This is a genomic window from Microbacterium sp. 4R-513 (genome assembly GCF_011046485.1).
Lineage (GTDB): Bacteria > Actinomycetota > Actinomycetes > Actinomycetales > Microbacteriaceae > Microbacterium.
Genome location: NZ_CP049256.1, coordinates 292,223 through 312,323 on the forward strand (window position 1 = coordinate 292,223; position 20,101 = coordinate 312,323).

The 20,101-nt window shown below is 69.6% G+C and carries 16 protein-coding genes and 1 pseudogene; 7 read left to right on the forward strand and 10 right to left on the reverse strand.

Features of this window, described 5'->3' with window-relative positions:
- Window positions 1-19: 19 nt before the first annotated feature.
- Window positions 20-460: a metallopeptidase family protein gene (locus G5T42_RS01375; RefSeq protein WP_206535689.1), complete on the forward strand. Its 441-nt coding sequence runs from the start codon at window positions 20-22 to the stop codon at window positions 458-460.
- Between the two features lie 9 nt (window positions 461-469).
- Here the strand turns inward: G5T42_RS01375 and G5T42_RS01380 are convergent, their stop codons facing one another.
- The 4 genes from G5T42_RS01380 to manA all read right to left on the reverse strand — a co-directional run bounded on the left by G5T42_RS01380 (window position 470) and on the right by manA (window position 6,519).
- Window positions 470-1,873, reverse strand: coding sequence for a DUF5719 family protein (locus G5T42_RS01380; protein ID WP_165124402.1), 1,404 nt, complete (start codon window positions 1,871-1,873; stop codon window positions 470-472).
- On the reverse strand, window positions 1,870-4,713 hold the full coding sequence (locus G5T42_RS01385) for a glycosyltransferase (protein ID WP_165124405.1): 2,844 nt from the start codon (window positions 4,711-4,713) through the stop codon (window positions 1,870-1,872). Before G5T42_RS01385 ends, G5T42_RS01380 begins: the two co-directional genes overlap by 4 nt.
- A gap of 81 nt (window positions 4,714-4,794) precedes the next feature.
- On the reverse strand, window positions 4,795-5,121 hold the full coding sequence (locus G5T42_RS01390; protein WP_165124408.1) for a WhiB family transcriptional regulator: 327 nt from the start codon (window positions 5,119-5,121) through the stop codon (window positions 4,795-4,797).
- Between the two features lie 237 nt (window positions 5,122-5,358).
- Window positions 5,359-6,519, reverse strand: a complete 1,161-nt coding sequence (gene manA / locus G5T42_RS01395) for a mannose-6-phosphate isomerase, class I (RefSeq protein WP_165124411.1) — start codon at window positions 6,517-6,519, stop codon at window positions 5,359-5,361.
- Between the two features lie 42 nt (window positions 6,520-6,561).
- Here manA and G5T42_RS01400 point away from each other — a divergent pair, with 42 nt between their 5' ends.
- The 3 genes from G5T42_RS01400 to G5T42_RS01410 are packed head-to-tail and all read left to right on the forward strand — an operon-like array spanning window position 6,562 to window position 10,342.
- A complete protein-coding gene (locus tag G5T42_RS01400) occupies window positions 6,562-7,965 on the forward strand; it encodes an O-antigen ligase family protein (RefSeq protein ID WP_165124414.1) in 1,404 nt (467 codons plus the stop codon).
- Window positions 7,962-9,281: an O-antigen ligase family protein gene (locus tag G5T42_RS01405; RefSeq protein WP_206535690.1), complete on the forward strand. Its 1,320-nt coding sequence runs from the start codon at window positions 7,962-7,964 to the stop codon at window positions 9,279-9,281. Before G5T42_RS01400 ends, G5T42_RS01405 begins: the two co-directional genes overlap by 4 nt.
- Before the next feature lie 44 nt (window positions 9,282-9,325).
- Entirely contained in the window at window positions 9,326-10,342 is a 1,017-nt protein-coding gene (locus tag G5T42_RS01410; protein ID WP_241245910.1) for a glycosyltransferase family 2 protein, read from the forward strand.
- Here G5T42_RS01410 and G5T42_RS01415 read toward each other — a convergent pair.
- The 3 genes and pseudogenes from G5T42_RS01415 to G5T42_RS01425 all read right to left on the reverse strand — a co-directional run bounded on the left by G5T42_RS01415 (window position 10,327) and on the right by G5T42_RS01425 (window position 12,852).
- On the reverse strand, window positions 10,327-11,103 hold the full coding sequence (locus tag G5T42_RS01415) for an ABC transporter ATP-binding protein (RefSeq protein WP_165124417.1): 777 nt from the start codon (window positions 11,101-11,103) through the stop codon (window positions 10,327-10,329). The genes G5T42_RS01410 and G5T42_RS01415 overlap by 16 nt on opposite strands.
- A pseudogene (locus tag G5T42_RS01420) lies at window positions 11,103-11,895 on the reverse strand (ABC transporter permease). Before G5T42_RS01420 ends, G5T42_RS01415 begins: the two are co-directional and overlap by 1 nt.
- A 63-nt stretch (window positions 11,896-11,958) precedes the next feature.
- Window positions 11,959-12,852, reverse strand: a complete 894-nt coding sequence (locus G5T42_RS01425) for a class I SAM-dependent methyltransferase (RefSeq protein ID WP_241245911.1) — start codon at window positions 12,850-12,852, stop codon at window positions 11,959-11,961.
- 162 nt (window positions 12,853-13,014) lie between these two features.
- Between G5T42_RS01425 and G5T42_RS01430 the strand changes: the two genes are divergently transcribed.
- Window positions 13,015-14,229, forward strand: coding sequence for an acyltransferase (locus G5T42_RS01430; protein ID WP_277601761.1), 1,215 nt, complete (start codon window positions 13,015-13,017; stop codon window positions 14,227-14,229).
- A gap of 262 nt (window positions 14,230-14,491) precedes the next feature.
- Here G5T42_RS01430 and gmd read toward each other — a convergent pair whose 3' ends face one another.
- From gmd to G5T42_RS17425, 3 genes are read right to left on the reverse strand one after another with little or no spacing between them, the layout of a single operon-like run.
- Window positions 14,492-15,523: a GDP-mannose 4,6-dehydratase gene (gene gmd, locus G5T42_RS01435; RefSeq protein WP_165124423.1), complete on the reverse strand. Its 1,032-nt coding sequence runs from the start codon at window positions 15,521-15,523 to the stop codon at window positions 14,492-14,494.
- A 48-nt stretch (window positions 15,524-15,571) separates the two neighbouring features.
- Window positions 15,572-16,777 (reverse strand): DegT/DnrJ/EryC1/StrS family aminotransferase, encoded by a 1,206-nt coding sequence (locus G5T42_RS01440; RefSeq protein ID WP_241245912.1) that lies wholly within the window; start codon window positions 16,775-16,777, stop codon window positions 15,572-15,574.
- The gene (locus G5T42_RS17425) at window positions 16,743-17,432 is read right to left on the reverse strand and encodes an NAD-dependent epimerase/dehydratase family protein (RefSeq protein WP_206535691.1); all 690 of its coding nucleotides are present in this window, start codon (window positions 17,430-17,432) and stop codon (window positions 16,743-16,745) included. The genes G5T42_RS01440 and G5T42_RS17425 overlap by 35 nt, the downstream gene beginning before the upstream one ends.
- Window positions 17,433-17,919: 487 nt before the next feature.
- Between G5T42_RS17425 and G5T42_RS01455 the strand changes: the two genes are divergently transcribed.
- Together G5T42_RS01455 and G5T42_RS01460 are read left to right on the forward strand one after the other, a co-directional pair.
- Entirely contained in the window at window positions 17,920-19,203 is a 1,284-nt protein-coding gene (locus G5T42_RS01455; protein WP_165124432.1) for an oligosaccharide flippase family protein, read from the forward strand.
- The gene (locus G5T42_RS01460; RefSeq protein ID WP_165124435.1) at window positions 19,200-20,087 is read left to right on the forward strand and encodes an alpha-1,2-fucosyltransferase; all 888 of its coding nucleotides are present in this window, start codon (window positions 19,200-19,202) and stop codon (window positions 20,085-20,087) included. Before G5T42_RS01455 ends, G5T42_RS01460 begins: the two co-directional genes overlap by 4 nt.
- The last annotated feature ends 14 nt before the right edge of the window (window positions 20,088-20,101 follow it).

Here is a 20,101-nt window from a genome sequence, read left to right on the forward strand (position 1 = left end):
GCACGCCTAGGATGAGTGCATGGCGTGGCGGAGGACGAGAGACGCTGCCCGGCGCGGCCGTCGTCCCGCGCGCCACGGCCGGCACGGTCGCGAGGGCCGGAGCCCGGTCGTCCGGCCGCCGCTCCCGCCGCTGGACACCCGCGTCGAGCGCTTCGACCTCGCCGTGGGCACGGCTGCCGAGTTCCTCCGGTCTGCGTGGGAGGAGCTCCGGGAGGTCAGCTTCGAGATCGCCGACATGCCGGCGGCGACCGACGACGACGGCATCCCCCGGTGGCAGGTGCTGACCGATGCGAAGCGCATCATCCTGTACCGCCTCCCCATCGAGCGGCTCAGCCATCTGCACCGCAACGACGAGCTGCACCGCCGCATGATGATCGAGAGCTGCGTCTTCCGCGCCGCCGCCGAGTACCTCGACCGGGATCCGTGGGACCTCGGCCCGGAGCGGTTCCGCTTCTTCTGAGCTCGCGCCCTAGGGGTAGACGACGATCGGCTCGGCCGCCGTGTCGCCGGACCACACGGGATACCCGGCGAGGGCGTCGTCGCCCGTGAGCGAGACGCCGGCGCGGACGCCGATCCCGCCGGCGTCGATCGAATACACGGTCCGGGCGCGGAGGCTGAACCGCGCCGACTGCCCCGGCTGCACCACCACCGTCGTGGAGCTCGAGCCGTCGACGGCGTCGACCGTCACCTGGGCCTCGTCTGCAGTGGGGTTGGCGACCGTGAGCGCCGGCGACGGACCCGTGGGCGTCGCGAAGAGGCTCGGCACGGCGAGCGCGGGCGCCGGCGTGTACCAGGCGAAGTCCGCCCCCTCGCCGAAGCCCGTCGTCTGCCAGACGGCCCCCACGACGGGAGCCTCCGCCTGCACCCGGACGGTGTACTCGCGGGGGTCGAGGCCCCCGAGATCGAGGTCGAGCGGCAGTCCCGCCGTGAGCGGCACCTCGATCGGCTCCGACACGGGCTGTGCGACGCCCGTCGGCACGACGGTCACCTGCGCGGTCGTGTCGGCGGACGGCGACAGCACGCGCAGGACGGTCGCGGCATCCGTCGCGGGCCCGTCGCCGGCGGCGACCGCGACGCCCGGGATCACGATGTCGGGGTCGGGCGACTCGATGGCACCGACCTGGTCGACACCGCCCGGGAGGAGCGTGCGGGTGAGGCTCGTCTGGAGCACAGCCGTCACGGGGGCCCCGGTCGCCGAGACGCGGATCACGGGGCTGTCCTGCCCGAGGGCGAGCCCGGCGAGGGAGAGAGCCTGCTGCGATCCGGCCGCGACCACGAGGTCGCCGCCCGGGGGGACGACGGGCCCGCTCGTGCCGAAGACGGTGAGCTCGACGGTCGCAGCCACCTCGCCGGGGTTGGAGATGACGACGATGTCCGCGGCGCCCGTCGTCGTGGCCCCGCCGACGAGCCACGACTCGGTGAGCGGCGGCCGGCACGGCGAGGCCGCGAAGCCCGAGAGGTCCTCGTCCGAGACGGTCGACGAGCCGGTGGCCGCGACATCCGTCCGCGTGCGGTTCTCGGGCTCGGCGGTGAAGACCGATGCGATCGAGCCCGCCACCGAAGTGTCGAGCTGCGTCTCCACGGGCGGCGCGGATCCTTCCCCCACCCCTGCGGTGAGGTTCTGGTCGGCGGCCACCGAGATCGCACCGGCGTCGACGGGGTCGCGCCCGAGCGCGAGGACTGATCCCGCGCACGACAGGACGCTGGCCTCGGGGGCGGGCACGGCGGTGATCTCGACCGGCTCGCGGGTGAGGGTCGGCCACGGGACCGCGACCGCCGTCGCGACGGCGACGACGAAGCCTGCCGCGACGAGGGTGCCGGCGAGGGCGCGCGCCCCCGTCGTCGCCCAGCGGAAGACCCGGCGATCGCTCATCGCCCCTCCTGCCAGTAGTGCCCGACGACGCGGGGAGTGCGCTGCGCCGCGCGACGCGCGCCGGAGGTCGGGATCGCCAGCAGCAGTGCGACGCCGAAGGCCGCGAGCTGTCCGAACGCGATCCACCCGGCCAATCCGCCGACGGATGCCTCGGCCCGGCCGGCCACGGCGATCGTCACGCGCCAGAGCGAGCCCTTGGGCGTGTCGCCGACCGCGTCGAGACCGTCGCGCTGGTCGAGCGCGGTCTGCGACGAGAGGCGGAGGGAGCGAGCCGCGTCCGACTCCGGCTCGGCGGCGGGCGCGAGCAGGACGAACCTGATGCCCTCCGCCGCCGCCTGGGCGACGGCATCCCCTGCCGAGGCCGTCACGAGATCGGCGGAGAGGTTCGCGAGCGTCCGGTCGGCCTTCGTCGGGGAGGTGCGGGTCGCGACGATGGTGGCCTGGCCGCCCAGCGTCTCGCTTCCACCCCAGACGAGGTCGGCGGCGAGCCCGCCGGCGTTCTGAGGGGTGAGCACGAGCGTCCCGACATCGGGGTCGTCACGCCCCTCGGCGGCGACGTAGGCGGGCAGGGTGCTCTCGGGGCCGTTCGTCAGGAACGTCACCCCCCGCACGGAAGCCGTGAGCGCGGGCACCGCCAGCACGGCGATGGCCGCGATCACCCCGACCGCGACGAGGCTGCGGACGGTCGCGAGTCGAGGAGCGAGCCCTGAGTCGAGGGCGACGAGCGCTCCGCCGAGCGCTCCGAGCCACGCGAGGCTCACTCCGGCCCCCGGCCACACCGGCACCGCGAGCGACTCGTCGAATGCGACCGAGACGGCCGCGGCGGCGAACGCCGTGCCGATGCCGAGCACGGCTACGACGAGCAGCACGACCCCCGACAGCCAGCGCTGCGTCACGGGGGCGACCAGGGCGAGCACCGCGATCGGGGCCGCGAGCAGCGGCACCCACCACGTCGGCCCGCCGTCGAGGAACGCGCCCCATCCGCCGGGGTCGGAGGTCGGGAAACCGGCGGCGAGGAGCGCCCGGCCGGCCGGGTCGGCCGCGACCTGGGGTCCGGCCCAGGGAACGCCGGGATCGGCGAGGAGCCCCCACGCGTCGCCGGAGCGCAGCTGATACCAGACGAGCGGCGCGGCGAGCGCGGCCGTCGGGATCACTACCCAGACGAGCTGGGCGACGCCGCGCCCGGCGCGGCGGGCGATCGTGAGGCTGAGCGCGACGACCCACACCACGGCGAGCGCAGGCGCGAGCGACGGGGCGCACGCCACGACGCCGGCGAGGAGGACGGATGCCGCGCCCGCCGCCACCCAGGAGCGATGCGCCACCGAGGCGGCGTAGAAGAGCCAGGGCAGCAGCAGATGGGCGATGACGGCCGCGGGCCGGCCCTCGACGAGGGCGGCGAGGAAGGTCGGCGCCAGTGCCCAGACCGCTCCGCCCGTGATCCGGAGGATGGGCCGGTCGGTGACGCGGGTCGCAGCGAACCAGCCGCCGAGCGCCGCGAGCGGGAGCGAGAGGATCCACAGGATCACGACGGTCCGCGACGGCTCGAGCGGCCAGAGCGAGCCGAGCACCGCGATGACGGCGGCGAAGGGGTCGGCGGGCCCGACGGTGTCGAGGCCCAGCGCACGCGCGCCGTACGCGGCATCCGTCCACAGCTGCGCCACGACCGAGCGGAGGGGCTGCAGCGCACCGCCCCCGAGTACCGGCCACGCCAGCAGCGCCGTGAACGAAGCGACCGAGACGACCAGAGCGGCGAGGACGAGCCATGCTCCGCCGCCCGCGAAGAACCGCAGCTCGCCGCGCTGGACGTCGCCGAGCACCTCGGGACCGTCGTCGAGGCGCTCGCGGAGCTCGGAGCGGCCCACCCGCAGCGGGGCGAGCTGGGCCCACGTGGCCGAGCGCGCGTGCCGGATGCGCGACCGCGACCGTGCGATCGCCCCGAGACGCACGAGGACGATGGCCGATGCCGCCCACTCCGGGGCGATGAGCCCCGGCTGCTTGCCGACCAGGAGCACGATCGTGCGCCAGAGCGCCAGCGGAAGGATCGCCAGCCACAGGAACGGCAGCGCGACGGGGTGCGCGTAAGCGAGGCGCCGATGCAGCTGCGACGTGCGCTCGGCGATCGCCGTGTGCATCCTCCGTGCGCGCGATGTCGGCGCGGCCGGACCGGCGACGCCGTCGCCCGAGACCGCGACGAGGGCGTTCGGGACGAGCGTGACGCGAGACCCGGCGAGGCGCGCCCGGATGCCGAGATCGAGTCCCTCCTCGGCACCGCCGAGGGCGCGATCGAGTCCCTTGAGCTTGTGCCAGGCATCGCCGCGGACGAGGATGCCTCGGACGTCGGCGCCGAGCACATCCTCGCGGACGTCGTGCTGGCCCTGGTCGAGCTCTCCGTCTGCGAGCCCGACGGCCCGACCGACCTGCGTGACACTCATCCCGAGCGACACGATGACCGATCGATCGTCCGCCCGGACGAGCTTCGGGGCGACGAACGCGACCGACGGGGCGAGCTCGAGCGCACCCGCAAGGCGGGCCAGCGCCTCCGGCTCCGGGGCTGTGTCCTGCGCCAGGAGCCAGACGGCGTCCCCTGCGGCGACGCGACGCGAGGCGATCGCGGTGGCTTCGGCGAAGCGTGTGCGAGCGGGCGTCGTGATCACAGACTCTGCGGGCGCGGATGCCGCGGCCTCGGCCGCAATGGGATCGTCGCCGCAGACGACGATCGTGAGGGCGTCGACCGGCCGGGATTGCGCCGAGAGCGCTGCGAGAGTCCGCCGAAGATGGAACGCCGCGGGGGTGCGCCCATCGGGGCGCACGACGAGGATCGCGTGTACTCGGCCGGGCATGACGCAGGTCAGCCTAGGCGGGCGGCATCCGCGTTCCGGGGTGCACGCTCGGCGCGCCCCCGATCGCGGACCCGCACCCGGTCAGCCGGCGCGACGCTTGAGCTTGCGCCGCTCGCGCTCGCTCAGGCCGCCCCAGATCCCGAAGCGCTCGTCGTTCTGGAGCGCGTACTCGAGGCATTCGCCCCGCACATCGCACGAGGTGCAGATGCGCTTGGCGTCACGCGTCGAGCCGCCCTTCTCCGGAAAGAAGGCTTCGGGGTCGGTCTGCGCACACAGCGCATCGGTCTGCCAACCGAGCGGATTCTCGTCTTCGCCCTCGACGGGCCGACGAACCCCTGGCACGCCCAGGTTGACCGGATCGACGAACCAATTGTCGGGAACGCCGGAACGGTAATTCGAAACCGTCATCTCGTTCTCCCACCTGCTGAACCCCCCACGCTGGTGTGCGTGTACGAGCAATTACACCCGTGTAATTCGCCCCGGTCAAGTCGCGAACCATAAAGCCTCAGCCCGCGGTTGAGGGTTCACGACGCGCCGACGGCGTGTCACACCCGGATAACGCCTGGCCCGCGCACGGCGGCCACCGAGTCCCGTCTCAGATCAGGGGTGGTCGCCGCCGGCCGGCTCGCTCCGCTGGAGCGCCGGTCAGCGACCCGGGGTCGCGACGAAGAGGTCGCCCGACCCCGTCACCCCGAGGGTCCCCTCGTCGGGCGTCACGAGGACGGCGCAGCCCGGGATGAGGGTCGCCTGGGCGCCGGTCGCGGATGCCGTCACCTCGACCTCGCCCGAGGTCACGAGCGCGATCGCGACGCCCTCGAGGGGCACCCGGGTCGCGGCATCCGTCTGCACCTCGGCGTGGCTCAGGGCGAAGTCGGCGAGGCCCGGCACGCCGAACCGCTCGACGCCGTCGTGCACCTCGGGCTTCAGCACGGGCGGGGGGCCGGGATTCGGATCGAGCACGGCGAGCAGTTCGGGGACGTCGATGTGCTTCGGCGTGAGTCCCCCGCGCAGGACGTTGTCGCTCGCGGCCATGAGCTCGACGCCGAGCCCCTGCACGTAGGCGTGCAGCACGCCTGCAGCGACGAACAGCGCCTCGCCCCGCTGCAGCACGACGAGGTTCATGAGCAGTGCGACGACGACGCCCGGGTCGCCGGGGTAGGCGGCGTTCAGGTGGCGCGAGAGCGCGAGCTCCGCGGCGAACTCCGCGTCCTCGGCGCCGGCGGCGGCGGCGACGATCGCGTCGACGTCGGCCTGCGCCGTGCCCGAGAGGAGCCAGGCGATCGTGTCGCGGAGGGATGCCGCGGCATCCGTCCCCTCCAGACGCTGCGCGAGCGGGCGTCCGGCGTCCCCGAGCAGCGCGATGAGACGGCGCGTCGCGTCCAGTTCGCGCAGCCCCGCCAGAGCGGTGAAGGTCTCGCTCACGGCGACGATGAGCTCCGGCTTGTGGTTGTCGTCGCGGTAGGTGCGCTCGGGGGCGTTGCGGGCGACCCCGGCAGCCTCCTCGCGCGCGAACCCGGCTTCGGCCTGCTGCTTCGACGGGTGCGCCTGGATAGAGAGGGGGGATGCCGCGGCCAGCACCTTCAGCAGGTACGGCAGCTTCTTCGGCGCACCCGCCGCGGCGCCCTCGTCCGCGAGCCACTCGCCGAGGCTCCGGCCGTCCGGCACGATCGCGGGGTCCGCCGGGTGGTCGCCGTACCAGACCTCGGCCTCGGGCCTGCCGCTCGGCGCGCGCCCCTCCAGGTCTGCGATGAGGGTCGTGGACCCCCAGGCGTAGTCGCGCGGCTCGTTCACGAGGGAGACCAGCATGTCCTCAGCCTAACCGCGGCGCCGGGGTACCCTTTGTGAACGATGGCGGTCCACACGAAGCACCCGGCGTCGGCGCCGCCGGAGGCCCCGGTCCGCGAGAAGACGGGGCACCTGATGCTGCGCGCCTGGTGCATCTTCGTGCTCTTCACCGCCCTCAGCGGCGTGGCGTGGGTGCTCGCCTTCGGCGAGGCGGTGGCTGCAGCCGTCGCCATCGGCGGAGGCGCGGTCTCGCTCCTCCTCTGGTTCCTGATCCGCCCGCCTGTGCAGTGGCGCAGACTGCCGCTCTTCTCCCTGGCATACGTCGTCTGGGCGGGCCTGTCGATCATCTGGTCGGCATGGCCGCAGACGAGCGCGCTCACGTGGCTGCTGCTCATCATCACGACCGTGCAGGGCTTCTTCGTGGGGAGCGTCCTGACGTGGCGCGAAGTCGTGCGCGCGATCGCATCGGCGCTCAAGTGGGTCGTCGCGCTCTCGTTCCTGTTCGAGCTCTTCGTCTCGGTCTTCATCGGGCACGCCGTCATGCCGGGCTTCCAGCCGCCTCCGGAAGGTCACGTCGACCCGATCGTCTACTGGTCCCGCAACAACCTCATCGACGGCGGCCGCATCCAGGGCATCGTCGGCAACGCCAACCTCCTCGGACCCCTGTGCCTGCTCGCGATCATCGTGTTCGGCATCCGTCTCGCCTCAGGCGCCCCCCGGCGCGTGCTGCTGTGGATCTGGATCGGTCTCGCGGCGTATCTCATGATCCGCGCCGGCTCGGCGACCGCCTATGTCGCCGCCGCTGGCGTCGCCGTGGTGCTCGCGACGGTCCTGCTCATGCGCCGCACGCGGCGACCCGGTGAGCGGACCCCGTACTACGTCGCCTATGCGGTCGTGGGAGTGGGCGGTCTCATCGCACTGTGGTTCTTCCGCGCGCAGCTCTTCTCGCTCGTCGGGCGCGAATCCGACCTCACCGGCCGCGAGGGGATCTGGGAGGTCGTGCTCGCGAAGGCGTGGGAGCGCCCCTGGACAGGGTGGGGCTTCGCGACGCCCTGGAACCCCGCAGACCCCGCGTTCGACGGCTGGATCGTCGACCACGGCCAGACCGTCATGCAGGCGCACAACATGTGGGTCGACGTCTTCCTGCAGCTCGGCATCATCGGCGTCGCCATCCTCGCCCTCACGTATCTCGCCTTCGTCTGGCGCGCCTGGTTCTTCGCCGTCGACCGGCCGCGCTGGGATCTCCGCGACGATCGCCCCTATTCGGCGCTGTCCCTTCTGCCCACGCTCGTCGGCGCGATCCTCCTCGTGCAGGGCGTCTCGGAGTCGAGCCCGCTCCTCCTGTGGGGCTGGATGTTCGTCGTCATGTTCAGCTTCAAGATCAAGCAGTCCCCGCACATCGGCGTCGGTCCGGCCGAGCAGACGCTCGCCATCGAGCGCGGCGAGCTGACGAAGCAGGCCCCGTGAGCGACCCGGGCGCGGGGCGCGGACTCGGCGGTCTGCTCGCCTCGGCGGCCCTCGCGCGCGCCTTCACGCTCACCGTGTTCGGCGCGGTGTTCGGTGCCGTCGCGATCGAGCGGATCGCGGGCATCGTGACCTACGCCACGATCGTCGTCGGCCTGTGCGTCGTCGCTATCGCGATGCTCGCGGCCCGCCGCCGTGAGATCTCGTTCCTCCGGCTCGTCCCGACGACGCTCGTCCTGTTCGTCGGCTGGGCCTTCGCGAGCATCTTCTGGAGTTCGGACTCGACCCGCAGCTTCTGGGGCTGGGTCACGCTCGTCGGTGTGGCTCTGCTGGCCGTGACCATCGGACACGTCAGAGACACCCTCCAGACCGTTCGCGCGCTGGGCGATGTCATGCGCGTCGTGCTGAGCATCTCGCTGGGCCTCGAGATCCTGTCCGGCATCCTCCTCGACATGCCGCTGCGCTTCCTCGGCATCGAGGGCGACATCGCCTCGCTGGGTCCGATCCAGGGCGTCTTCGGCACGAGGAACCTTCTCGGCTTCGCCGCGGTCCTCGCCCTCATCACCTTCCTCGTGGAGTACCGCACCCAGTCCGTGCGGCCCGGCGTCTCGCTCTTCTCCGTCGTGCTCGGCGGCGTCGTCGCCGTGCTGTCGGACTCCCCCACCGTCGTCGTCCTGGCGGCCTCCGTCGGCGTCGCGGCGGGGGCGCTCGCGATCGTGCGCCATGCGACGCCTCAGAACCGCACGACCCTGCAGTGGATCTTCGGCAGCATCCTCGCGGTCGGTCTCGTCGCGGCGTACATCGCGAGGCATCCGATCATCGCGTGGATCGGCGCGGGCAGCGACTTCTCGACCCGCGCGAACCTCTGGGCGAGCATCCTGGTCTACCAGCGCATGAAGCCCGTGCAGGGCTGGGGGTGGTTCGGCCCCTGGGCCGAGGGCGAGCTGCCGTTCTGGGCGGTCAACTTCTCGGCGGGCCAGACGCACGCCTCTGCCCTCAACGCCTACTTCGACGTGCTCCTGCAACTGGGCTGGGTCGGCCTCGTGCTCTTCCTCGTGTTCGGCGGGTTCGCGTTCATCCGCGCCTGGCTCGTGGCGAGCGAGCGCCGTTCGATCATCTACGCGTGGACCCCTCTGATCCTCGTCGCTCTGCTCGTCGACTCGATGTTCGAGAGCTTCACGCTGTCGGGGTTCGGCTGGCTGCTGCTCGTCCTCTGCGCCGTCCGGGCCGGTCAGTCCCGGTCGTGGCGGGATCGATTCGACGGCGTCGAGGACGGCGAGCCGGAGCTTCCGCACGTGGATGGCACCTCGCACCGGTGAGGGCGCAGGCTTCTCGGAGCCGTGCACGGTAGGCTTTGCGCGCCATGCCTCTTGCCTCTGACACCCCCGCAGCCTCCATGACGACGACTCCGTTCGACCCCACCACAGCGACGATCGCGATCGTGACGTACAACCGTTCGGGGCTCCTCACCCGCCTGCTCGAGTCGATCATCCGGATGGACCCGAAGCCCGGTCACATCGTCATCATCGACAACGCGTCGACCGACGGCACCACGGAGGTGGTCGAGTCCTTCCGTGAGCGCCTCGCCCCCAGCGAGCTCGTCTACCGCCGCCTCGAGACCAACACGGGCGGGTCCGGGGGCTTCAGCGAGGGCATGCGTACCGCGTACGAGCTGGGCTCGACGTGGATCTGGCTCATGGACGACGACGTCGAGGTCATCCCCGACGGGCTGGCCAAGATGGGCAAGTGGGCGCCGCGCTTCAAGAGCATCCAGGGCCGCCGGTACGACTACGACGGCAGCGAGTTCTACTGGCAGTACCGCGTGGCCGAGCCTCTCGGCATCCCGATCCCGTTCGCTCCCTCCGGCTTCGACGAGTCGGGGTTCAAGGAGATGAACTCGGGATGCTTCGAGGGCATGTTCATCCACCGCGACATCGTGACCCAGATCGGCCTGCCCGACCCGCGCTTCTTCATCTACTGGGACGACCAGCTCTACGGCTGGCTCGCCTCGCGCAAGACCACCTCGGTCATCGTGGATGAGTTCGTGCTCCGCCGCACGCGCGAGATCAAGCAGTGGGACATGGGCATCCGCCACATGAACGCCTCGAGCGACGCGTACCGGTACTACATCATGCGCAACCGCGCGATCATCAAGCACTACTACCGCTCGCTGGGCGTCTACCGGCGCGTGCCTTTCGCTCTCGGCACGGCGCTCACGTTCGCCAAGGAGCTCATCCGCCTCGTCTTCGTCGAGCGCAAGCTCCGCGGCACGAGCAATCTCTTCCGCGGTCTTCGCGACGGCGGCAAGATCTCGCGCGACCGGTCGTGGCGGCCCATGCCGCCCCTCGTCGCGGGAACGGCCGATCAGCCGACGGGATAGTCGGCGTTGTAGCGGTCCAGCACCTCGCCGAGCGAGGCATCCAGAGCAAGACGCCCCTTGTCGAGGTAGAGGCCGCGCGTGCAGAAGCGGCGCAGGTCGCGCTCGTTGTGGCTGACGAAGAACAGCGTGCGGCCGTCGGCGAGCAGCTCGTCGATGCGCGCGTAGCACTTCTCGCGGAAGGCCTTGTCGCCGACCGCGAGAACCTCGTCGACGAGCAGCACCGGCTCGTCGAGCTGGGACACGACCGAGAACGCCAGGCGGACCTTCATGCCGTTCGAGAGGTGCTTATAGGGCGTGTCGACGAAGTCGGCGATCTCGGCGAAGTCGATGATCCCGTCGAACCGGCGGTTGACCTCGGCCCGCGACATCCCGTGCAGCCCAGCCGTCAGCCGGACGTTCTCGCGAACCGTGAGGTCGCCGACGAACCCGCCGGTGATCTCGATGAGCGGCGCCACTCCCCCGTTGACCCGGACCGTGCCCTCGTCGGAGAGCAGCACTCCGGCGACGAGCTTGAGCAGCGTCGACTTGCCCTGCCCGTTGCGCCCGACGACCCCGATCGACTCGCCGGGGGCTACCGTGAACGAGACGTCGCGGAGCGCCCAGAACTCGCCCGGGCGCGCGCGCCGCTCGGCGCCGGCGAACAGGTCCTTGAAGTTCCTGCGGCCGCGCCGATTCCGGCGGAAGCGGACACCGAGGTTCGTCACCTCGATCGCGTGCTCGGACGCGCGGGCAGTCGTGGAAGCGGTGGATGCCTCTGCCATCAGAGCTCCTTGAGGACGGGTCGCTCGAGGCTGCGGAACACCCAGATGCCGAGGGCGAGGAAGAGGAAGCTGAGGATGACGGCCGAGACGACGGCGAGGGTGTCCCACGTCTCCGGGAAGAACGCCACCCGGTAGAGCGTGAAGATCCCCGACAGCGGATTGAGTGCAGCGAGCTGCTCGAAGGCGCCCGGCAGGTCGGAGACGCCGTAGATGACCGGCGACGCGTAGAAGAGCGCCCGGAGGATGAGGCGAGTCGTTCGCTCCAGGTCGGTGTAGAGCACGCAGAGGGGGGCGACGAGGAGGCCCAGTCCCACGAGCAGGACGGTCTGGAGCAGGACGGCGAGGGGGGAACCAGAGGATGCCCCACCCGACGTGTGCGCCCGTCGCGATGGCGAAGAACGCGAGCACGGGGAGGGAGCAGAGGAACTCGATGCCCTTGCTGAGGACGATGCGGTTGATCCAGATCGTCCGCGGGATCGCGGTCGAGCGGACCAGCCGGGCGTCTTTGCTGAAGGCCTTCGTGAAGTCCGACACGGCCGAGTTGAACCACACCCAGGGAAGGAGCGCCGAGATGAGGAACACGATGTACGGCTCGTGGCCGACGGTGCGCTGGAAGATCTGCGTGAAGACGAACCAATAGATGCCGCTCATGACGAGCGGGTCGAGGACCGACCACAGATAGCCGAGCGCACTCGTGGCGTAGCGGACGCGAAGGTCGCGCGCCGACAGCAACCACAGCGAGTGGAGGTAGCGCCGGGGCGATCCAGGGGCGCCGACGGCGGCTGTGGTCACGGAGATGATCTTAGGCGGCTTACCTCTCCATCACCCGCACGCCGTGGTCAGCCAAACGTCTCCTCACTTACGCCGTGGCAGTCGGGCGCCGAGCGCCCGCAGCGGTGCGGTGAGACGCCAACTCGTGCTGCGCGTGAGCGCATCGATGTGCGTGCGCTGGGCTTCGATCTCGCCTGCCTGCACCTCTTCGTGCGCCGCGCGGTCGTGCACCTCGGCACGGACCTGCTCGAGTTCACGCGGAAGCGTCAGCAGCCAGGCCTGCCGCGCCGCCGACTCGCCGAGATGTTCGAAGTCGGAGCGGATCAGGGCGGCGGTGGCGGCATCCGCCTCGAACAGGCATCGCAGCGCGGGCGTAACGGGCTCACCTACGCTCAGGACGCCGAGTCCGTGGCCGTGCTCGAACGCGAACGATCTTCCAGGGACGGCGAGCTCCTCCCACAGCCGCCACACCCCGAACCCTCGCGAGCGCTCGGCGATGTCGTGGAAGAGGATGACGCCTCCGTCTCGGACGGTGCCGCGCCAGTCCGAGTAGTCGGCGAGGACGTCTTCGTATCCGTGGCGGCCGTCGATGTGGAGAAGGTCCACCGAGGAGTCGTCGAATCGTGACCGGGATTCGTCGAACCGTCCGCGGACGAGCCTCACCGAGTCGGGATAGTCGGTCCGCGCCACCTCCTGGACGTAGGCGAACACGTCATCGTCGTAGAACCCTGCGTGGTCGTCGCCTTCCCAGGTGTCGAGCGCGCTGATGCGGGTCGAGATCCCGAGGCGCTTCGACGCCTCCGCGAACGCGAAGCACGAGAATCCGTAGTGCGTCCCCAGCTCCACGATCGCCTGCGGACGGAGCGCGTCGACGATCCATGCGGCGAACGCCGCGTGAGTCAGCCAGGCCGAGGTGGGGTAGTGCGCCGGCAGCCAGTAGGCCGGAGCGCTCAGCCAGAACGGAGCGTCGGCATCCATCCGATGCACGCTTTCGGGTTCGACGGACAGCTCCATGAATCGTGCTCCATTGCTCGGGTTCGGGCCAGCCTATGCGTTACCTCGGAGGTCGGCGATATAGGCGCCACGCGGCCATCCCCCGCGTTACGGGTGAGGAGCGGGAGCCCGATATCATAGTCCTCGGTGTCAGCGCCGTGGCACTTTTCGCCCGAGAGAGGTCCGCACATCCGGAATCGCGAACTCGACGCCCTCCGTGGGTTTGCAGCATTGTCGGTGCTGCTGTACCACGTCCTCGCTCTCAACTGGGCCTCGCTGCAGAACGGCGTCTACCTGGAGCCGGCTGCGAACGTCTGGGCGAACGTGCTGATCTTCTCGCCGGCACACATCGTATGGCTCGGTGCTGAAGCCGTGTGGTTCTTCTTCGTGCTCTCGGGCTTCGTACTCACGAAGGCGGCCGCCCGCCCGGACTTCTACCTTCCGTCCTACTATCCGAGTCGGCTGGTTCGGCTGTACGGACCGGTGCTTCTCGCCATCGTCCTGGCGTGGCTGACCTATACGCTCGTGCCCCACGTTGTGGAGCCTGGCGACCCACCGGCGATAGCGGGACTGCCCGCCGGCTACCCGCTGGGGGACATACTGCGCGATGCGACGCTCCTCGGAGGGACGAGCACCTCGATCGGGGTGCTCTGGTCGCTGCAGTGGGAGGTGCTCTTCTCTCTGGCGCTGCCGGTGTATCTCCTGCTGGTCCGGAAGTACCCCAAGAGCGCGACGGCCGTAGCGGTCGTCTCGTGTCTCGTCGGGTGGGCGAACGCAGATCAGGTGCTTTCGTTCATGCCGATGTTCTTCTTCGGCGCGCTCCTCGCGCAGTATTGGGAGCGGGTCTGCCGGGCATTCTCGTTCCTGCGCAACGGGCGGCTGTCATCACATGCGTGGGGAGCCGTCCTGGTCGCTCTCGCCGCCTGCGGCCTCACCTCGTACTTCCTCCTGGGCAGATGGCTCGGTTCGGTAGGCGCACCCGCGCGAGTGGTCACTCTCCCACTTGTGATGGCAGCGATCATGCTCCTCATCATCGTCTCGGTGAACTGGCCGCCTCTCAGCAGACTGCTGTCGACGCGCGGTCTCGTGTTCCTCGGCACGATCTCCTTCAGTCTCTATCTCGTCCACCGACCCATCATGATCATGGTCGCCTTCCTCGCCGGGATCGGACCGATGCCCGCGATCCTCGCGATCGTCGCATCTGTCGGCGTTGCGATCGGGTTCTACTACGTGGCGGAGCGCCCCGTGCATCGGCTTTCCCGAAGGATCGAACGCTCCGTCCGGGCTTCCGCTGCAACTCCGCAGCCCCGGGGTGATTCGACCGCCGCCGAAGCTGCGCGCGCCGACACCCTGCCCGGCTGACCGCGCGGCTTCTGGAGCGTGCGGAACAGACGTCTGCGATGCTCCAAGGCTGTGTGACCGGTTCCCAACTCAGGGCACCCCCATTCCCAGCCGCCGCCAGCCTGCGCCAGGAGGCGCCGCCAGCATCGCCGGACGCCATGCACGGGTCACCACGTACCGCGCTGCGTCGCTGATGTGCAGGCGCAGCGAGCGGCCGGTCTGCAGGGATGGGACCTTGTAAAGCGACGCCAGGGTTCAGGCGATGCGGGCCTTCTCCGGCCCGTCAAGCCTTCCAGTCGACCTTGTCGACGGCGTGCTCCCGGCCACCCGCCAGCGCCGCGACGTCGTGGTCGACCATGATCTCGGCGAGCCGGGGGGCGGTGACCGCCGGCCTCCATCCGAGCTCGCGCTCGGCAAGGCCATAATCGCCCACGAGGGCGTCGACCTCGGTGGGCCGCAGGTAGCGCTCGTCGAACTTGACGTACTTCTCCCACTCGAGTCCGACCCGCGCGAACGAGAACTCGAGGAAGTCGCGCACGGTGTAGGCCGTGTTCGTTGCGACGACGTAGTCCTGAGGCGTGTCGTGCTGCAGCATCCGCCACATGGCCTCGACGTATTCGGGGGCGTAACCCCAGTCGCGCACAGCGTCCAGGTTGCCCATGTAGAGCTCCTGCTGCTCGCCGGCCGCGATCCGTGCCACCGCTCGCGTGATCTTGCGGGTCACGAACGTCTCGCCTCGGCGAGGGGACTCGTGGTTGAAGAGGATGCCGTTGACGGCGAAGAGGTCGAAGGCTTCGCGGTAGTTCTTCGTGATCCAATACGAATAGACCTTCGCCGCACCATAGGGCGAACGGGGATAGAAGGGCGTGGATTCGTTCTGCGGTGGCGGCGTCGCGCCGAACATCTCGGAGCTGCTGGCCTGGTAGTAGCGGCAATCGAGGCCGGCGAGCTTGACCGCCTCGAGGAGGCGAACGCTGCCCAGTCCGGTCGTGTCACCGGTGAACTCGGGCTCGTCGAAGCTGACCCGTACGTGCGACTGCGCTGCCAGGTTGTACACCTCGTCGGGGCGGATCGTGCTCAGCAGCGTCACCAGTCGCGAGCCGTCCGTGAGGTCGCCGTAGTGGAGCGTGAGGCGCGAGTGAGGCTCGTGCGGATCGGTGAAGAGGTGATCGATCCGATGGGTGTTGAAGGTGGACGCACGACGGATCAGGCCGTGGACCTCGTAACCCTTTGCGAGGAGCAGCTCGGCGAGATAGCTGCCGTCCTGTCCCGTGATGCCGGTGACGAACGCGCGCTTCGAGGTGGTCTGGGTCATGTGGTTGTGCTTCCTGTTGTCTCGCGGGCGTGCTCGGCACGCCGGGTATCAAAGTTCGTCGATCACCGAGGCGAGCAGGTCCAGCTCGGCGGGGATCGGATAGTGGTGGTTACCCACGAAGAGCCCGTCGACGTGCACCTTATCGGCGGCAGGGAGAGAGTCCGGGACCGCTGCATTCAGGTGCTTCATGACGGGGTTGCGCACGAAGTTGCCCGCGACGATCGGCCGTGAGTCGATGCCGGCAGCGGTGAGGGCTCTTGCCAGCTCGGCCCGCCTGCCTTCCAGCCGGCCTTCGAGGATGAAGGAGAATCCGAACCAGCTGCTTTCGCCGTTCTCACGCTGGATCCGCAGGTCATCACGCCCGCCGAAGAGTTCGACGAAGCGGCGCCCGTTGTCGCGGCGGCCCGCGACGAGCGCAGGAAGCTTCTTCAGCTGCTCGATGCCCAGTGCACCTGACATCTCGAGCGGGCGTACGTTGTACCCCGGCAGCACGAACCGGAACAGGTCATCGAACGGCTCACCCGACTTCGGGTGGATGAGGTTGTCGGCGGGGAGCTCTCGCGTCCAGCCATGTGCTCGAAGCGAGACGGCGGCTTGGTAGACGAACTCGTCGTCGGTTGTGACGAGTCCGCCCTCCATGGTCGAGATGTGGTGGGAGAAGAAGGCGCTGTACGTGCCGGCGATGCCGAAGGTGCCTGCACTTCGTCCCTCGAGGGTTGCACCCAGCGACTCGCAGTTGTCCTCGATGAGCACCAGCCCGTGCTCCTTGGCGAGGGCCGACAGCGTGGTCAGGTCCGCTGGGTTGCCGAGCAGGTTCACGGCCAGGATCGCCCGGGTCCGGGGCGTGATCGCCGCGGCCACCAGTGCAGGGTCCATGTTCAACGTGTCGAGGTCGATGTCGACGAAGCGCAGGCGGAGACCGAGCTGATGAACGGGGTAGAAGGTCGTCGCCCATGAGACCGCCGGCACGATGACCTCGTCGCCGGGATTGAGATCGATGTCGGGGTCCACGACGGCCGCGGCCAGGGCGATCAGATTGGCGCTGCTGCCCGAGTTGACCATGACGGCATGGCGCGTGCCGAGCGCCTCGGCGAACTGCTCCTCGAAGGTGCGCACGAGTGGCCCCATCGTGAAACGGCCACTCTCGATGACGCGTTGCAGCGCCGCATACTCGGCCTCGTCCCACGTCGTGGTCGCGAGTGGATAGCGGGTCTCCATATCAGCGAGCCTCCGTGGTCTGGGCGGCGGAAGCAAGGTACGCCTCATAGGAGCGCCGCATACCTTCCACGAGCGAGGTCGAGGGCTTCCACCCGAAGTCGGCGGCAAGCGACGAGTCCATCAGCTTCTGATGCATGCCTGCGGGCTTGGATGGATCCGTCACAAGCTCGCACTCGTAACCCACGGTCTCGAGCGCCGCGCGGTAGTAGTCGAGAACGCTGTGGTCATCACCCTGACCGACGTTCATCAGCGTCGGCCAGTCCCCTATCGAGTCCAGGTGTTCGACCACCCAGTCGGCGAGATCGCCGACGTAGGTGAACTCGCGGCGCGCCGTTCCGTCGCCCCAGACGTCGATCGATGTGGCGCCCGATTCCTTCGCGCGGTGCGCCTTCGCGATCGTCGCCGCCACGAGGTGGGCGCGCTCGAGAGAGAAGTCGTCGTGGGGTCCATAGAGGTTCGAGGGGATCACGACGCGGTAGTCGTACCCGAGTTGAGCGGACACGTACTCGCAGTAGCGAGCGGACGTGATCTTGGCCAGAGCGTAGCCCTCGTTCGTCGGCTCGAGGGGGGCTGCCAGGACGTCCCCCCTCGACGAGCGGCTGGCGGTAGTCCTTCGGGTACATGCACGAACTGCCGAAGTACAGGAAGCGACGCACGCCGGCTTCGGTCGCGGCCGAGAGCAGGTTCGCATCCATCACGATGTTGTCCATCAGGAACCCCGACGGGTCGGCCACATTGGCGGCGATCCCGCCGACCCGGGCCGCCGTGTGGACCACGAGGTCGGGCTGCGTGCGACCGACGAGCGCGCGAACCGCCGCCTGATCGCGCAGGTCAGCGTCGGCCCGCGTCGCGACAATGAGCTCGTCGGTGCGGCCGGACCGGGTCCATGCGGCCCGGATCGCCCGTGCGAGCATGCCGTTGCCGCCGGTCAGTAGTACACGCATGTGGATTTCCCCGCTCGATTCATGGCGCGACAGAACTCTCGCCTCGAGGGTCGGAGTCGTTCCGAGTTTAGTCGACGCCCGCGCGCGCCCTCACCTGCCCGAGGGCGCGCCCCGACCGCTTGGTAGGCTGAGAGTCGTCGGTCTGGAGGCTGGTCGGGCCGGAGGGCAGCCGCGCCGACGCGTGCGACCCTCGATTGTGGCCGCCATGAGACGAGGGACCGGCGGAGCGCCAGGATGGCAGAACCAGACGAAAATCGGGATGCCCACTCGCAGACCGGGAACGGCCTCGGAGGGCACGTGCGCTCCCATGCGCGCGGTCTGTCCGCCGTTGCACTCGCCAGCGTGCTGGGCGTCGTCGCGTCATTCGTCTTCCAGGTGGCGAGCGCACGCTACCTCGCTCCCGTCGATTTCGGCCTGCTCTCGGCCTTCCTCGTGGTGGTCAGCACCGCGGCGGTGGGCAGCTCGTCCCTCCAGAACATCGTGACTGTTCAGACCGCCGCTGCCCTTGTCGCCCCTGCGCGGGTGCGCCCATCCCGACGCATGCCATGGGAGGCGATCGCTGTCGGCGTCGGCGGAGGCGCCGTCGTGGCGGTCGTCTCGCCATGGCTCGCAACCGCCCTCGACACCTCGCCCTCGGTGATCTTGGCGGCAGCGGTCTGCATCCCGCTAAGCTTCGTCTTCGCCGACGCGCTGGGCCTCCTGCAGGGGTCGGGCGACGTGTCCCGCGCCGTCTGGTGGTCGACGATCTCTCTCGTCGCCCGCATCGTGCTGCTGTTCGTCGCCGTCCTCATCGGCGCCGGCCTGGCGGGCGTCATTGGTTCTGTCGTGGCCGCGACGGCGGTTTCCGTCGTCGGGGCGTTGTGGTCGGCCCGCCGCATCGCGCGGCCCGTAGAAGGCGCCTTCACCGCGAACGGCATCACTATCCTGGTCCTGACCGTCGCATTCGCATGGCTCACGACTTCGGACGTCATTTTTCTTCGTGCGGGCGGCGCTGACGCTCTGGTGGGTACATACGCGTCTGTCACGGTCCTCGTGAAGGCGGGCTTCCTTGTCCCCTCCACCCTGTCGCTGTACCTTCTCCCTCGATTCGTCCGCAATCGCGGCAATCGCCGTCTGTCGCGGATCGGTGTCCTCGCGACCCTGGCTCTCTCGCTTGCGACAAGCCTCGCCATGACGGCGTTCTTCGCCCTTTTCGGCCCGTGGCTCATCCACGTGCTGTATGGCGAGTCGTTCGCTTCCGCAGCGGACCTGCTCGTGCCGGTTTCGCTCGCGTACCTCCCGTGGATGGCCGCTCAGGGGATGCTGATCAAGATGACGTCGACGGCGTCGCGAGGCGGCGCAGCGATCCTGATCGTCGCGGTCCTCGCGCAGTGGATCACCTTCACCGCCGTGGTGCCCGATGTGTACGCGATGCTTGCGTGGTTCGCGGGCATCGGCGTGGTCGTTCTGACGATCTTCCTGATCCTCGACAGCCTCCAAGCGCGGCATGCAGCGGCCGCAGTAGGGAATGACACATGACAGTGAATCGCGACGGCATCACCGGCTATGTGATGGGCGGCCTGGGGAATCAGGTGTTCATCCTGGCCGCCGCGTGGGAGCAGTCCCGTCGGCTCGGAGTGCCGCTCTACCTCGACCGGTCGCACTACGCCGTCGGCGGCACGTTCGCTTACGGCCTCGACGCTTTTGAGCACCCCGGTCGCGTCCTCGCACGGGCCGAGTCCCCGTGGCGCTCCGTTCGGATCAACCGCGAGCGGGTGCTTCCGTTTCCGCGCCGACCCTGGGGCCACATCTACCTCGAGGGTGATGGCGACACCTACAATCCCGCTGTTCACGACGTGAAGGTCGGCACAACACTCATCGGCTACTTCCAGTCGCCCCGCTACTTCCCGTCCGTCCGCGACGAACTGGGCGCCGCAATGCTTGCCGCGCCCGACACGCCTGCCGAGTCGGCACGCATCGCCGAGATGTTGGACTCGCCCGCGATCTCTCTTCATCTGCGCCGCGGCGACTACCTCGCGGTATCAGTCGACCGGCAGTTCATCGCGTCCGTCGCATACGCGATCCGCGGCGTCCGGCTTCTTCGGGCGATGGGCGTCGACCTGCCGGTGCGGGTCTTCTCCGACTCGGTCGACCTCGTCAAGGAAGAGCTTCGCGGCGTGGAAGGCGACTTCGAGTTCGTCGAGGACGACGGCGTACTGGGCACGTGGGCGAGCCTCAAGGCCATGTCGGCTGGACGAGCCATGATCATGAGCAACTCCAGCTTCAGCTGGTGGGGTGCCGAACTCATGCGCCGGCGCTTCGGCGATGCGGCTCCGATCATCGCGCCGCGACCGTGGACTCAGACAGGCACCGCCAAGGCGGACCTCCTCGACCCGGACTGGATCTCGCTCGACGCCCGATGAGATCCAATCGCGCC

Bases quoted from the DNA above. Each gene is read 5' to 3' on its own strand.
- G5T42_RS01375 (WP_206535689.1), top strand. From the start codon at position 20: ATGGCGTGGCGGAGGACGAGAGACGCTGCCCGGCGCGGCCGTCGTCCC.
- G5T42_RS01380 (WP_165124402.1), bottom strand. From the start codon at position 1,873: ATGAGCGATCGCCGGGTCTTCCGCTGGGCGACGACGGGGGCGCGCGCC.
- G5T42_RS01385 (WP_165124405.1), bottom strand. From the start codon at position 4,713: ATGCCCGGCCGAGTACACGCGATCCTCGTCGTGCGCCCCGATGGGCGC.
- G5T42_RS01390 (WP_165124408.1), bottom strand. From the start codon at position 5,121: ATGACGGTTTCGAATTACCGTTCCGGCGTTCCCGACAATTGGTTCGTC.
- manA (WP_165124411.1), bottom strand. From the start codon at position 6,519: ATGCTGGTCTCCCTCGTGAACGAGCCGCGCGACTACGCCTGGGGGTCC.
- G5T42_RS01400 (WP_165124414.1), top strand. From the start codon at position 6,562: ATGGCGGTCCACACGAAGCACCCGGCGTCGGCGCCGCCGGAGGCCCCG.
- G5T42_RS01410 (WP_241245910.1), top strand. From the start codon at position 9,326: ATGCCTCTTGCCTCTGACACCCCCGCAGCCTCCATGACGACGACTCCG.
- G5T42_RS01415 (WP_165124417.1), bottom strand. From the start codon at position 11,103: ATGGCAGAGGCATCCACCGCTTCCACGACTGCCCGCGCGTCCGAGCAC.
- G5T42_RS01425 (WP_241245911.1), bottom strand. From the start codon at position 12,852: ATGGATGCCGACGCTCCGTTCTGGCTGAGCGCTCCGGCCTACTGGCTG.
- gmd (WP_165124423.1), bottom strand. From the start codon at position 15,523: ATGACCCAGACCACCTCGAAGCGCGCGTTCGTCACCGGCATCACGGGA.
- G5T42_RS17425 (WP_206535691.1), bottom strand. From the start codon at position 17,432: ATGCGAACCTGCTCTCGGCCGCGACCGAAGCCGGCGTGCGTCGCTTCC.
- G5T42_RS01455 (WP_165124432.1), top strand. From the start codon at position 17,920: ATGGCAGAACCAGACGAAAATCGGGATGCCCACTCGCAGACCGGGAAC.
- G5T42_RS01460 (WP_165124435.1), top strand. From the start codon at position 19,200: ATGACAGTGAATCGCGACGGCATCACCGGCTATGTGATGGGCGGCCTG.